13 protein-coding genes and 1 tRNA gene are annotated in these 14,509 nt (G+C 32.8%); 9 read left to right on the top strand and 5 right to left on the bottom strand.

The annotated features are described in order from the left end of the window. Positions 1-38: 38 nt before the first annotated feature. The gene (locus Q0856_RS06880; RefSeq protein ID WP_298478123.1) at positions 39-962 is read right to left on the bottom strand and encodes a LysR family transcriptional regulator; all 924 of its coding nucleotides are present in this window, start codon (positions 960-962) and stop codon (positions 39-41) included. Positions 963-1,049: 87 nt separating this feature from the next. Between Q0856_RS06880 and Q0856_RS06875 the strand changes: the two genes are divergently transcribed. From Q0856_RS06875 to Q0856_RS06860, 4 genes are read left to right on the top strand one after another with little or no spacing between them, the layout of a single operon-like run. Then, positions 1,050-1,355, top strand: a complete 306-nt coding sequence (locus Q0856_RS06875) for a hypothetical protein (RefSeq protein ID WP_298503679.1) — start codon at positions 1,050-1,052, stop codon at positions 1,353-1,355. 38 nt (positions 1,356-1,393) lie between these two features. After that, the gene (locus tag Q0856_RS06870) at positions 1,394-3,061 is read left to right on the top strand and encodes an ATP-binding cassette domain-containing protein (RefSeq protein ID WP_298503678.1); all 1,668 of its coding nucleotides are present in this window, start codon (positions 1,394-1,396) and stop codon (positions 3,059-3,061) included. After that, on the top strand, positions 3,054-4,415 hold the full coding sequence (locus Q0856_RS06865) for a biotin/lipoyl-binding protein (RefSeq protein WP_298503676.1): 1,362 nt from the start codon (positions 3,054-3,056) through the stop codon (positions 4,413-4,415). Before Q0856_RS06870 ends, Q0856_RS06865 begins: the two co-directional genes overlap by 8 nt. Then, positions 4,405-5,820, top strand: coding sequence for a TolC family protein (locus Q0856_RS06860; RefSeq protein ID WP_298503674.1), 1,416 nt, complete (start codon positions 4,405-4,407; stop codon positions 5,818-5,820). The genes Q0856_RS06865 and Q0856_RS06860 overlap by 11 nt, the downstream gene beginning before the upstream one ends. 54 nt (positions 5,821-5,874) lie before the next feature. Here the strand turns inward: Q0856_RS06860 and Q0856_RS06855 are convergent. Next, positions 5,875-5,947: transfer RNA gene (locus Q0856_RS06855), tRNA-Met, on the bottom strand. 184 nt (positions 5,948-6,131) lie between these two features. Here Q0856_RS06855 and Q0856_RS06850 point away from each other — a divergent pair. From Q0856_RS06850 to Q0856_RS06840, 3 genes are all read left to right on the top strand, one after another. Then, positions 6,132-7,496: an alanine/glycine:cation symporter family protein gene (locus Q0856_RS06850; protein WP_298478142.1), complete on the top strand. Its 1,365-nt coding sequence runs from the start codon at positions 6,132-6,134 to the stop codon at positions 7,494-7,496. Beyond that, entirely contained in the window at positions 7,483-8,370 is an 888-nt protein-coding gene (gene era / locus Q0856_RS06845; RefSeq protein WP_298503672.1) for a GTPase Era, read from the top strand. Before Q0856_RS06850 ends, era begins: the two co-directional genes overlap by 14 nt. Positions 8,371-8,456: 86 nt before the next feature. Beyond that, positions 8,457-9,974 (top strand): choice-of-anchor I family protein, encoded by a 1,518-nt coding sequence (locus Q0856_RS06840; protein WP_298503670.1) that lies wholly within the window; start codon positions 8,457-8,459, stop codon positions 9,972-9,974. 59 nt (positions 9,975-10,033) lie between these two features. On the opposite strand, the gene Q0856_RS06835 is transcribed toward Q0856_RS06840, so the two are convergent. Beyond that, complete coding sequence (locus Q0856_RS06835; protein WP_298503668.1) at positions 10,034-10,531, bottom strand: GTP-binding protein; 498 nt, start codon at positions 10,529-10,531, stop codon at positions 10,034-10,036. A gap of 157 nt (positions 10,532-10,688) precedes the next feature. On the opposite strand from Q0856_RS06835, the gene der reads away from it, so the two are divergent. After that, positions 10,689-11,993, top strand: coding sequence for a ribosome biogenesis GTPase Der (gene der, locus Q0856_RS06830; RefSeq protein WP_298478154.1), 1,305 nt, complete (start codon positions 10,689-10,691; stop codon positions 11,991-11,993). A 97-nt stretch (positions 11,994-12,090) separates the two neighbouring features. Then, a complete protein-coding gene (locus Q0856_RS06825; protein WP_298503667.1) occupies positions 12,091-13,281 on the top strand; it encodes a DUF6786 family protein in 1,191 nt (396 codons plus the stop codon). Positions 13,282-13,290: 9 nt separating this feature from the next. On the opposite strand, the gene Q0856_RS06820 is transcribed toward Q0856_RS06825, so the two are convergent. Together Q0856_RS06820 and Q0856_RS06815 are read right to left on the bottom strand one after the other, a co-directional pair. Further along, positions 13,291-14,091 carry a TPM domain-containing protein gene (locus Q0856_RS06820; protein ID WP_298503665.1) on the bottom strand — a complete coding sequence of 267 codons (801 nt, stop codon included), beginning with the start codon at positions 14,089-14,091 and terminating at the stop codon, positions 13,291-13,293. Continuing rightward, on the bottom strand, positions 14,072-14,509 hold the full coding sequence (locus tag Q0856_RS06815; RefSeq protein ID WP_298503664.1) for a TPM domain-containing protein: 438 nt from the start codon (positions 14,507-14,509) through the stop codon (positions 14,072-14,074). The genes Q0856_RS06820 and Q0856_RS06815 overlap by 20 nt, the downstream gene beginning before the upstream one ends.

Below are 14,509 nucleotides of genomic sequence, written 5' to 3'. Positions count from 1 at the left end.
TTGTTATTAATGAGGGACTTATATTTTGTGAAATGACATTAATAATTCTCGAACCAACCAAAATGTTCCTGGATAATAGCTTCTTTGTTTTCTTCAATATGGGTTATGAAAGCTTTAGCAACGCTAGATAAATTTTTGGATTTCATCCAAATTAAATTCCATGTAGTTTCAATAGGCAATCCTTTTGCCGGAATTATTTGAAGTTCAAAAGTGTTTAAGGAGCTTTTAATCCCTATCAATGGCATAATAGAAAACCCTAATCCTGCAACTATAGCTTGTTTAATAGCTTCATTAGAAGTTAACTCCATCTTTTTAGAGATAGATAATTTATGCTCTGCTATATAATGTTCCATTGCTAAGCGAGTAGCAGAACCTTTTTCCCTAAAGATAATGGGCTGTTTTTCAAAAGTTAATTTAGATATGTTTTTTGTGGTTTTAGAATAATTGCGCCCCCCTACAAGAAACAGCTTATTTTTCATAAGTTCTATACGTTCAATAGGTAATTTTGTTGGTATGGTAGAAACCATAGCGAAATCGACCTCATTATTTTCTAAACTCTTTATTACACTGGCTTTATTAGTAACATCGATACTTAAGTCTACCCCCTCATTAATATGAATAAAATCGGAAATTAAATATGGCATTACGTACTTGGCGGTAGAAACAATTGCAATTTTAAGTTTACCGGCAATTTTTCCGTCATGGCTTAGAGCTTTGTAGTTGATAGCCTTAATTTCATCGAGAATTTTTTGTACAGCTAAAGCTATTTCTTCTCCAAATTCTGTGATAAATAATTGCCTTCCGATTACTTCAAATAGAGGAATTTTAAATTGATCTTGAAAATTTTTAAGTTGAATAGATACAGCAGGTTGGGTTAAAAAAAGTTCTTCAGAAGCTCGTGTTACACTTTTTAATTCCGCTACTTTTTTAAATATTTCTAATTGATGTAAAGTATAATTCATAAATTATTTTTATGATAATCATAATAAATATATATAAAAATATATGAATAAAACAATACATCTTTGTGAAAATAAAAAGATCATTTTATGAAACCAACCACTTCAGAACCCAAAAAAGTAAAACAAAAAATAAGTCTTATAGATGGTCATTTTACCACAAGTGAAGCATCGGATATTATAAACAATGTTTTAAACGTAAAAATAAATTTTCATAAGCTACAACGTTTATCCCTTACGGAAGGCAATACATTGGATGAGTGTAAATACGATAGTAGTCGAATAGGACAATTACTTAAAGAGCAAAAAATTGCAAAAGACTTTTTTAAAGATGTGCGTTTAAATGGTGGTAAACTAAGAATTAATAGTACCATTGAAATTACCTTAGAAGGCTAAAATTTATAGTGTAATAATATATTAATAAGAAGAAAATAATGAGTATACCTATGTCTCCATGGCGAAGATTTATTGGTTTGTTAGAATTGGATAAGCGCGATATAAAGCAACTATTTTATTACGCTGTTTTTGCTGGTTTAGTGGCATTGTCTTTACCATTGGGTATCCAGGCAATAATTAACCTTATACAAGGTGCTCAAATATCTTCTTCATGGATTGTACTTGTATCTCTTGTTACTTTGGGTGTTGCTTTTCAAGGAGGGTTACAAATAATGCAGATACGTATTTTGGAGAATATTCAGCAAAAAATATTTACACGATCTTCTTTTGAATTTGTATATAGGTTTCCGAAAATAAAGACGAATGAGCTAGAGAATTACTATCCGCCAGAATTAGCTAATCGTTTTTTTGATACGCTAACAGTTCAAAAAGGATTATCTAAAGTATTGATAGATTTTCCTGCTGCAGTATTGCAGATTATTTTTGGAATTATATTACTTTCTTTTTACCATGCGTTCTTTATAATATACGGGGTTTTATTAATTCTTCTTATTTACATTGTTTTTAAATTTACTGCAAAAAAAGGGTTAGAGACTAGTTTAAAAGAGTCTAAAGCAAAATATAAAGTTGCTCATTGGATACAGGAGCTAGCACGCTCTATTGTAAGTTTTAAACTATCCGGAAAAACGACATTGGCAATGTATCGTAATGATAAATTAACCTCTGAGTATTTAGAAGCAAGGGAAAGTCATTTTAGAATATTGCTAATTCAATTTATTCAAATGATTGGTTTTAAGATTCTTGTAACCGCTGGTCTTCTCTTAATTGGAGGGTTGTTAGTTCTTAACCAAAAAATGAATATTGGTCAATTTGTTGCTGCAGAGATTATAATTCTTTTAGTTATAAGTTCTGTAGAGAAACTTATAAAAGGCTTAGAAACTTTTTATGATGTACTTACGTCTTTAGAAAAAATAGGACAGGTAGTAGATAAAAAGTTAGAACTACAAGAGGGGGTAAATCCTTTTAAAACGGAACAAGAATTATCTATAGAATTGGAAGGGGTATCTTATAAGACGTCTAATGATTTTCAAATTTTAAGTAATATAAATTTCTCTATTTCGGGAGCAGATAGAATATTGTTAGATGGAGCATCTGGATCAGGTAAAACAACACTTCTTAAATTATTATCGGGTATTTTTTCTCCTACTTCTGGTACTATTTATATAAATAATACATCTGTTCAAGGAATATGGCTTAATAAATATCGGAATGGTGTTGGGCAAGTATTACCAGAACAACTACCTTTTGAGGGTACTATTTTGGAAAATATTACTTTCGGTGATGAAACTATTTCTAGAGAAAGAGTAAATGTGATTCTTAAAAATTTAGGATTACTTCCTTTTGTAAAACAACAACTCAATGGAATAGACACTATGTTGTATCCTCAAGGGCAACAAATACCTTATACCGTATCTAAGAGAATATTAATTGCCAGAGCAATAATAAATAACCCTAAACTATTATTGCTTAAAGACCCATTGGAGCATTTTGAGCCGTTAGAAGCAAAAGACATTATTGAGTATTTAACCCAAGATACTCATACATGGGCTATTGTGGTTGCTTCGCGTAATCCTCTTTGGAGAAAAAAATGTTCAAAGACAATAAAGCTGTCTAAAGGAACTCTAAATACAGAAAAAAATGCTTAATATATCTCACAATCAATTAAATAAAAAAGTAACTCTCGAGGGGTATAATGCTTTTAATAAAGCTTTTAAAACCCGGCAATATAAAATATTTAATAGGTTTTTATATGCATTCGCAATTTTGGTTGTTATTATTCTTTTTTTGCCTTGGACGCAGAATGTATCTGGTAATGGTTTTTTAACAACACTTACTCCGGATCAGAGACCACAAACCATACAATCACCTATTCCTGGGCGCATAGAAAAATGGTATGTTAAAGAAGGGGATTATGTAAAAAAAGGAGATACCATTTTGTTTATTTCTGAAATAAAAAATGAATATCAAGACCCTAAGCTTGTAGAACGTACGAATGAGCAAAGAGAAGCAAAAAGTCGTTCAGTACTATCTTACCAAGGAAAAATAGAAGCACTTAAGATGCAGGTTGCTTCTTTGCAAAAAGAAAAAGAGCTGAAGTTATCTCAGGCAAAAAATAAGTTAATTCAATCCCGTTTAAAAGTAAAAAGTGATAGTATTGATTTTCTCGCAGCCAAGACGAATATAGAAATTGCAGAACGCCAATATAATAGAACGCTTCTTTTGCAAGAAGAAGGGTTAAAAGCATTGAAAGATGTAGAAGAAAAGCGTTTAAAATTACAGGAAACACAAGCAAAACTAGTTTCACAGGAAAATAAGTTGCTGTCTAGTAAAAATGAGGTAATCAATGCACAAATAGAAATAGGAAGAATAACCGCTAGTTATACAGATAAAATAGCTAAATCTAGAAGTGATGGTTTTACGGCAGAATCTAGCCAGTTTGAGGCACAAGCTCAAGTAAGCAAGTTAGAAAATCAAACCGCAAATTATAAGATGCGTAATGCACTTTATTATATAACAGCTCCTCAAAATGGATATATTAATAAAGCAATCCGTGCGGGTATTGGAGAAACTTTTAAAGAAGGAGAACAATTAGTGGGTATTATGCCTGCAAACTATGATCTTGCTGTAGAAACCTATGTTAGTCCTATAGATTTACCATTAATTCATTTAGAGGAAAAAGTGAGAATTCAGTTCGATGGGTGGCCGGCTATTGTTTTTAGTGGATGGCCCAATGCTTCTTTCGGAACCTATGGAGGTAAAGTGGTTGCCATAGAAAACTTTATTAGTAAAAATGGAAAATTTAGAATTTTAATAGCCCCAGACAAAAATGCAGAGGCTTGGCCAGAAAATATGCGAGTGGGTTCTGGTGCGTATACAATTGCTTTGTTAGAAAATGTTCCTATTTGGTACGAGTTGTGGAGGCAATTAAATGGTTTTCCTCCTAACTATTATACACCTGAAAGTAATTCACCAATAAAAGGAAAAAATAATGACTACTAAAATCAAAAATTTATTAGTATTGGTTTTCTTTCTTTTTTTTGCTGTTTCAACGGCTCAAGAAGAGGTGCAGGAATTAAGGAAGATACTTTCCTTTAAGGAGTATTTAGGCTATGTTAAAAAACATCACCCTCTAGTAAAACAAGCTAATTTGGAGTTAAGTATAGGAGAGGCGAACCTTTTAAAAGCACGCGGAGGTTTTGATCCTAAGATTGAAGTAGATTATGATCGAAAAAAGTTTAAAGAAACAGAATACTTTGACCAATTAAATGCAACCTTTAAAATACCAACTTGGTATGGTATAGAGTTTAAAGCCAATTTTGAAGAAAACAGCGGAGAGTTTTTAAATCCAGACCTTACAGTTCCGGAAGACGGATTATATAGTGCGGGTGTTTCATTTTCTTTAGCGCAAGGTTTTTTAATTAATGAGCGTATGGCGATGCTTAAAAAAGCAAAATTCTATGTAAGTCAGACAAGTGCGCAGCGAGAATTGTTGGTGAATAATTTAATATTCGAAGCAAGTAAGGCTTACTTTAAATGGTTAGAAGCTAGCAACGAGTTAAAAATTTATAGTAGTTTTTTAACCAATGCGGAAATTAGGTTTTCCGGTGTTAAGCGAAACGTAGAAGTAGGAGAAAAACCTGCGATAGATTCTATAGAGGCAAAAATAATAGTTAAAAACCGAAAACTAAATTTAGAAGCGGCAAGGTTAACAATGAGAAAAGCAAAGCTTAAGGTTAGTAACTATTTATGGGTAAATAATGTGCCACTAGAAGTACAACATAATGTAGTTCCAATTATCCCTGAGGATGAGGTGTTGTCCCTATACTTTAAAAAAGCTAATACAGAAAGTGTTTTAATGAACCATCCTAAGTTAAGGAGTTTAGAAGCAAAAAAGAATGTAATTAAGGTAGATCGTTCTTTATATAGAAATAAACTGTTACCAAAATTAGATGTACAGTATAATTTTTTGGCGCAAGATGCTACTAGACTAAACAATTTTAACGCTTCTAATTATAAAGCATTTGCAAATTTTAGTTTCCCTTTATTTTTAAGAAAAGAACGTGGAAATCTTAAAATGGCAAGCATAAAACTACAAGATATAAATTTGGAAACCGTTAGTGCTTCTCTAGGCATTCAAAATAAGATAGATGCTACTATTGCCGAAATAAATTCTTTAGAGGTGCAAAAAAATATTGTTGTAGGGATGGTTACCGATTATGAAACCATGCTTATAGCAGAAGACAGAAAATTTGAATTAGGTGAAAGTTCTTTATTCTTAATTAATTCTAGGGAGCAAAAGTTAATTGAAGTTAAATTAAAAGCAAACGCTATTACGGTAAAGTTATTAAATGCTAATGCTAGTATGTATAACGCAATGGGGGTGTCAAATGCCGCTATTAATTAATAATCTTTTTGGAAAAATAAAAAGCCTTTCAGTTTTCTGAAAGGCTTTTTCTAGTAGCGGGAACTGGACTCGAACCAGTGACCTTCGGGTTATGAGCCCGACGAGCTACCTACTGCTCTATCCCGCGATATGAGATTCCAAAACTATCAACTTTGCTTTAAAGCACTCAGTTCATAATGCTGACTGATTTGTTTCGGACTGCAAATGTACAAAGCTTTTTCTATACTATCAAAATAAAAAGACATATTTATTTTACTTCCATCGTTTTTAAAATCCTTAAATTACCCGCACTTAAATGTTACCTTTAATTTATGAATTATTTAAACGATTTCTTATCTACTATTTTACCCTATACGGAGTGGCCTATGTTTATGCTTTTAATAGGTGGTGGACTTTTTCTCTTGTTTTATTCCAAGTTTGTGCCATTTCGTTTTTTTGGTCATGCTATAGCTATAACATCAGGTAAGTATGACGATAAGGAAGCCAAGGGAGACGTTAGTTCTTTTCAGGCATTGTCTGCAGCTGTTGCAGCAACGGTAGGTTTAGGTAATATATCAGGAGTAGCTATTGCTATTCATGATGGTGGTCCTGGAGTGGTTTTTTGGATTTGGGTTACGGCCATTTTAGGAATGGGGATAAAGTTTTATTCTTGTAGTTTGTCTATCATGTTTAGAGGAGAAGATTCAGATGGAAATTTACAAGGAGGTCCTATGTTTTATATTACGCAAGGATTGGGGAAGAAAGCTAAGCCTTTAGCGGTGTTTTTCTGTATTTGTGGTTTGTTTGGTTTTCTAGGGGTATTTACGGCTAATCAGTTTACAGAAACTTTTATGAGCGTCATAAAACCATCAGAAACTATTTTTGCTATGGGAGATGAAAGTTGGAAATGGACAGTAGGAATCTTTTTAGCAATAATAACTTCTTTTGTAATCTTCGGAGGATTAACAAAAATTGCCAAAGTAGCATCTACTATTGTGCCTTTTATGGTAATGGTATATTTAGTTGCAGTTGTAGTAGTAATGGTCTTAAATGCGGGTCAGGTTTGGCCATCTTTAAAATTAATCTTTACAGAAGCTTGGAACTTTAAAACCATAGTAACCGGAGGCTTCTGGGGGTTGGTAATTATAGGTGTTCGTAGAGCAATGTTCTCTAACGAAGCTGGTTTGGGAAGTGCCCCTATGTATCACGGACAGTCTAAAACAGATAATCCAATTAAAGAAGGTCTAGTAGCTATGTTAGGACCTTTTATAGATACAATTATGGTATGTACTTTTACTGCGATAGTAATTATTTTAAGTGGAGCATATACCGAAGATGTTAGTGGTATTTTAATGACCTTAGAGGCTTTTGAACGTACTTTATTTGGTTATGGAGACGATTTATTAATGTTAATTGTTACTGCTTTTGCCTTTTCAACCTTATTTACGTATTCCTATTACGGTGTAAAATCTCTTTCTTATCTAACAAATGCACGAATAGGTAAGTTATATAACGTATACTTTGTTATTATGATTATTTTTGCCGCAGTGGCATCTTTAGAATTGGTTAAAAATTTGATTGATCTTTCTTATGCCCTTATGGTAATTCCAAATATGATTGCAGTTTTATTGTTGGCGCCAAAAGTAAACGTAGCTGCTAAAGCATATTTTAAAAAGTTGAAGAATGATAAAGCATAAAGCAGGATTTGTAAATATTATTGGTAACCCAAATGTAGGTAAGTCTACATTGATGAATGCTTTTGTGGGAGAAAAGTTGTCTATTATAACATCTAAAGCGCAGACTACAAGACACCGTATTTTAGGAATAGTAAACGGAGAAGATTTTCAGGTAATTCTTTCCGATACCCCTGGTATTATAAAACCGGCATATGAGTTGCAAAATTCTATGATGGATTTTGTGAAATCTGCCTTTGAGGATGCCGATGTATTGATTTACATGGTAGAAATAGGAGAAAAAGCTTTAAAGGACGAAAAGTTTTTTGATAAGATTAAGAGTTCAAAAATTCCAGTTTTATTACTCTTAAATAAGATTGATGTTACAGAACAAGAAATAATAGAAGAACAAGTACAATACTGGCAAGAACAATTGCCTACGGTAGAAATTCATTTAATATCTGCTCTGCAAAACTTTAATGTAACTGGTGTTTTTGAGCGTATTATCGAATTATTGCCTGCTTCGCCAGCTTATTATCCTAAAGATCAGTTAACAGATAAACCAGAGCGTTTTTTTGTTAATGAGACTATTCGTGAGAAAATCTTAATGCATTATAAAAAAGAAATTCCTTATTCTGTGGAAATAGAGACGGAGGAGTTTTTTGAGGATGAAGATATTATACGTATGCGTGCAGTAATTATGGTAGAACGCGATTCTCAAAAAGGAATTATTATTGGTCATAAGGGAAGTGCCTTAAAACGAGTAGGAGTAGAGTCACGAAAAGATCTAGAGAAATTTTTTGGAAAACAAGTGCATTTAGAATTATATGTTAAGGTAAACAAGAATTGGCGTAGTGATTCTCGTCAGCTGAAACGTTTTGGTTACAATAAGAAGTAATTAGTAACCTTAGAATATAGTTTTCTTTACTTTATAATTATAGTGGTTTTTCACTTTTGTTGCTATAAATAATCAACAAAGACCAAATGAAAAAATCACTTAGTATTGCGGCATCAATAGCCCTTGTTTTTAGTTCTTGTATTAATGATGATGATACAGATTTTAGTAAAGATAAAGATATATCCGCGCTAACTTTTACAAAATTAAGTACGTCTACCAATGGAACTGGCGATGAAGGTTTCGCAGAAATTAGCGCCTATGATGCTAAAACAAAGAAATTATTTGTTGTAAACCCTAACGAAGAAGAAATCTCTGTTTGGGATATATCTAATCCGTCTGCGCCAATAAAAGGAGCCTCTATAGTCCTAGCAGGTATACCAAATAGTGTAGCTGCCAAGGATGGTTTATTAGCCGTTGCTGTTGAGAGTAATCCAAAACAATTAGATGGTCAAGTAGTAACTTTTAATACGGAAACACAAGCACAAGAAAATTCTTATAGTGTAGGCGCATTACCAGATATGGTTACATTTACCCCAGATGGTAAATATATTATTTCAGCTAACGAAGGAGAGCCAAATGATGATTATACGATAGACCCTGAAGGTTCCATATCTGTAGTTAACCTAGAAAAAAAGGAAGTAAACACGTTGTTCTTTGGGGCTTTTAATGGACAAACTATAGGAAACGATTTTCGTGTTTTTGGGCCATCTGCTTCTCTTAGTGAAGACGTAGAACCAGAGTATATTGCTGTTTCTGATGATAGTAAATATGCTTATGTTACGTTACAGGAAAATAACGGAATTACCGTAGTTAATTTGCAAACTATGGCAATTACAAATATATATGGTTTAGGAGTTAAAGATTTTTCTTTACCTGGTAACACCATGGATGCTAGTAATAAGGATGGTGTTGTAGGTAATTTTAAGAATTGGCCAGTTTTAAGTTTTTATCAACCAGATGCTATTGCTTATACCAATATAAATGGTAATGATTATATAATTACAGCTAATGAAGGGGATGCTAGGGACTATGACGGATATTCTGAAGAAGAAAGACTAAAAAAAGTTACTTTAGACCCTACTGTTTTTCCAAACGCCGAAGAATTGCAATTAGACGAAAATTTAGGTCGACTAAAAATTACGACTGCAAATGGCGATGTGGATAATGATGGAGATATAGACCAAATTTATGGTTATGGTGGTCGTTCTTATACTATATGGGATACTACAGGGACATTAGTGTATGACAGTGGGGATCAAATAGGTAAGAAGACATTGGAGTTAAATGCCTCACTTTTTAATAATGATGAAGGAGAAACAGATGGTCGTAGTGATGATAAAGGAGCTGAACCAGAATCTGTTACTACTTTAAAAATAGGAAATAGTACTTTATTGTTTGTTGGTTTAGAAAGAACAGGCGGTGTTATGGTATATGATATAACAAACCCAACTGCCCCTACTTTTGTAGACTGGATTTTTAATACAGAAGATATTGCACCAGAGGGTTTATTAGTGATTCCGGGTGAGGAGAGTCCTAATAAAGAAAATTTATTAGTAGTAACCAATGAAGTTTCTAATACAATATCTATTTACGAGATAAAATAAACAAATTAATAGTTATTGAATCTTCTAGTTTACTTTTAAAAGGTAAGCTAGAAGATTTTTTATGAAATATCTAAGATTGTATTTATAAATTCATTTAACATATGCATTTGGGGTTTTCCTTTTTTTCTTCCGATTCTACCAAAAGCGTATAAAGTAAACCATAGTATTATCATAGCTACCATTAATCCTAATTGAAGATAATAGGGTTTATTTAGTGAAGCGCTAGAATATGCCCAAACAGATAGGGTTACAAATAGTATAGCTACCCCAAAATGTAAGAACATAAAAAAGGTCCATAAAGTAGGGTTAGGGCCAAATAAGCCATAAATTTTAGAGGTGTTAGGTGACTTTTTCGTTATTTCTAGATGCAATTGTGGAGACCAAAAATGTATTTTCTCTTTATTAAATTTAATAAATATGTGGTCATCTATTTTATTAATTAAAAATGGAGGTTTGGTTTTTATATCAAAAGCGGCAAGTAGTTGTTGTTTAGGTTTATTTATATCTAGCTGAAAACGAGGTCTTAAAGCAATGTCATTATTGGGAAGGGGTTTCATGAAGAGGTAGTTTGTTTAAAATTAGTAATTAAAACGTATTGTTTTTAATAAGAATAAATATTTCCATTTTTCTGGTATATAGAAAATAAGTCTATCCGCTTGCATTCTTTGCTATTATTTAAGTATTAGCACTACCTTTGTCGCTTAATTTTATATTATGAGTGCTATTGTTGCTATTGTTGGAAGACCAAATGTTGGAAAGTCTACATTTTTTAATCGTCTAATTCAAAGAAGAGAGGCCATTGTAGATGCAGTAAGTGGGGTTACCAGAGATCGCCATTATGGAAAGAGTGATTGGAATGGAAAAGAGTTTTCTCTTATAGATACAGGGGGTTATGTTGTAGGTAGCGATGACGTCTTTGAGCAAGAAATAGATAAACAGGTAGAGTTGGCTATAGAGGAAGCAGATGCTATAATTTTTATGGTAGATGTAGAATCTGGTATTACTGGTATGGACGAAGATGTGTCTAAGTTACTCCGCAGAGTAAATAAGCCAGTTTTTTTAGCGGTAAATAAAGTGGATAATGCTATGCGGGCAGAAGATGCTGTAGAGTTTTATAATCTTGGCTTAGGTGATTTCTTTACGCTGTCTAGTATTAACGGAAGTGGTACAGGGGAACTTTTAGATGCCGTTGTTAAAGTGCTTCCGGAGGTAGAAGAAGAAGAAAGTAATCTCCCAAGGTTTGCTGTAGTGGGTAGACCAAATGCAGGAAAATCTTCGTTTATAAATGCGTTAATTGGAGAAGACCGTTATATAGTGACGGATATTGCTGGGACAACAAGAGATAGTATAGATACGAAGTATAATCGTTTCGGTTTTGAATTTAATTTAGTAGATACAGCAGGAATTCGCCGTAAAGCTAAAGTAAAGGAAGATTTAGAGTTTTATTCTGTTATGCGTTCGGTAAGAGCTATAGAACATAGTGATGTGTGTTTGTTACTTTTAGATGCTACCCGTGGTTTTGATGGTCAGGTAGAAAATATATTTTGGCTAGCGCAAAGAAATAATAAGGGAATAGTAATATTAGTTAATAAGTGGGATTTAGTTGAGGATAAAGAAACCAATACTATTAAACATTATACTGATAAAATTAAAAAAGCAATTGAGCCTTTTACAGATGTACCTATTCTTTTTATATCTGTATTAACAAAGCAGCGTATTTTTAAAGCCATTGAAACTGCGGTTGAGGTGTATAATAATAGGAATACAAAAATACCTACGCGTAAGTTTAATGATACCATGTTGCCTATTATAGAAAACTATCCTCCACCAGCTTATAAGGGTAAATTTGTAAAGATTAAATTCTGTATGCAACTGCCAACACCATATCCGCAATTTGCATTCTTTTGTAATTTGCCGCAATATGTTCGCGAGCCTTATAAGCGTTATTTGGAGAATAAATTAAGAGAAAATTTTGATTTTTCAGGAGTGCCCATTAGTGTGTTTATGCGAAAAAAGTAAATACAAATTTGTATTTGGTAGTAGCTTATAAAAATTCTTTAGATGGCATATATGAAAAGAAATAGGTATTTTTAGAAAAACCTTTTCTTTTACTATTATGATAAAATATGCTAGCTTTTTTTTGGGGAGTATTCTATTACTTTCTTGTTCTACAAGAAAAGAATTCGCGAAAGGTTCTTTTGGAGCTGATTTAGAAATTTTAAAATCCGTAATTTCCCCAATAATCTTGGAGGATGGTGACAAGAGAATAATAGTTTCTAAAGAATTTCAAGGAAGAGTTTTTACAAGTACTTCTCAAGGATTGAGTGGTATGAGTTATGGTTGGTTTAATAAAGATATTTTACTTAGTGATAGTGTTCTTGTAAATAGAAGTAAACTAGGAGGAGAAGGTAGAATATGGTTTGGACCAGATCAAGGGCCAAACACTATTTTTTTTGATATTGATAAAGTTTCTGGGGAACAAAAACTTGCTGCGCCAAAAGACTTAGATACATTACCATTTAAAATTGTACAGCAATCTTCAAAAGCTGTTGCATTACAGAATAAATTACAAATTAACAACTTACAAGGTTTTAAGTTTTTTATTGATGTAAAAAGAGATATAGAAATACTAAAGGAAGATTACGTAGCAGATTTTTTGGGAGATAGTTTTTCTGATGAATTGTCTTTCGTTGGTTACAAAACCAACACGAAAATGACAAATGTTGGTAAGCAGGATTGGTCTAAAGAATCTGGACTTTTGTGTTTGTGGGATCTAGGGTGTTATCATCCAACACCTAAAACAACAGTAATAATACCTTTAAAAGGAAATCCAAAAAATGCTACAGTTTATTTTACAGAAATTGATAGTACAAGAATTGTATTTAAAGACAATTTTCTTTTTTATAAGGCAGATGCCAATTATTTAAATAAAATAGGAACAAAACCGGAAATTACATTACCTTATTTTGGGAGTTATAGCCCTGAACTAAATTCATTGACAATAGTTAAATTTAGTTTTAATGCAATGGATAAGGATTATGTAAATGCGCATCCTGAAAATATAGAGAATCAATATGCTGGGGATGTTATAAATGTTTTTAATGATGGTGTTTGGGACAATGTAGGTCCTTTTGGTCCTTTTTATGAATTAGAGACGTCATCTCCCGCAAAAGAACTAAAAGTGGGAGAGAGTATAAGTCATTTTCAAGAAGTATATCATTTTAATGGTTCGGAAGCTGAGCTTACTAAAATTTCCGAACAAATATTTGGGGTAAAATTAAAATCGGTACAAGACGCTTTACCTTAGAAGGTTTTTTTACCAACCTCCGGAAGCGCCGCCACCACCAAATCCGCCGCCGCCGAAACCACCTCCAAATCCACCTCCACTAAATCCGCCTCCTCCGAAGCTTCCACTTCCACTAGATGAACCACCGCGTCCCAAATTACTTAAAATAATAATATCTCTAAAGTCTAGTCCTGAACCTCTGCGTCCACCACCATTATTACCATTATTATTTCCTTTTCTACTCCAAAGGATAATAAGGATAATAAAAAAGATAATGAAGGGCAAAAAAGCTTCAAAAGAGATTCCTTCATCATTAAATGTTCTATCTTCTGTAAATTCGCCATTAAGTACTTTAAAAATAGCATCGGAACCTTTACTTAATCCTCCATAGTAATCATTCTGTTTAAACTTAGGCACAATTACGGTTTCAATAATTCGTCGAGACATGGCATCTGTTAGGGACCCTTCTACACCATATCCGGTATTAATGGCAATTTTACGATCATCTTTAGCAAGTAAAATTAAAACACCATTATCTTTCCCTTTTTGTCCTATTCCCCATTTTTCGCCCCAATTTGCTCCTAAGTACGTAATATTCTCTCCTTGCGTAGAACTTATGATAGCAATAACTATTTGTGTTGAGGTACTGTCCGAATACTTAATTAATTTTTGAGTAAGAGCTAGGTTTTGCGATTTAGATAACAAACCAATATAGTCATAAAGACTAGTTTGATTGTGCTTACCAGGTTTTGCGGGTATATTAAATTGTGCCTGAGAAACGGTCCAAAAGCATAAAAAAAGTAAAAGAATATTATCCTTTAGATATTTCATTGCTTAGTTCGTTTGTGTCTCCATGTATCCACGGAAAATGTTCCTCTAACTCTTTACCAGCTTTTAGAACACCATTAATAATTCCTTCTTTAAAGTTGCCAACAACAAAATGGTTTTGAATAGTTTCTTTAGTGCTGTCCCAAAAATTATCAGGAACCACTTGGTCTATGCCTTTGTCTCCGTAAATAGCAAATTTTTTATCGTTAACAGCTATATAAATAAGCACCCCGTTTTCGGCCTTAGTGTTATCCATTTTTAATAAGTGGAAAACTTCTTTAGCTCTATCTAATAAGTTAAGTCGAGTATGAGCTTCTATATGTACGCGAATTTCTCCAGAAGTATTCTTTTCAGCTTCTATAATAGCCGAAACTATTTCATGTTCTTCTTCGGGTGTTAAAAAGTCTTCAACTTTAGACAT

Source organism: uncultured Maribacter sp. (assembly GCF_947496775.1).
Classification (GTDB): Bacteria; Bacteroidota; Bacteroidia; order Flavobacteriales; family Flavobacteriaceae; genus Maribacter_B.
The sequence above is the reverse complement of the archived record's forward strand: the minus strand, read 5'-3'. Positions and strand labels throughout refer to the sequence as shown.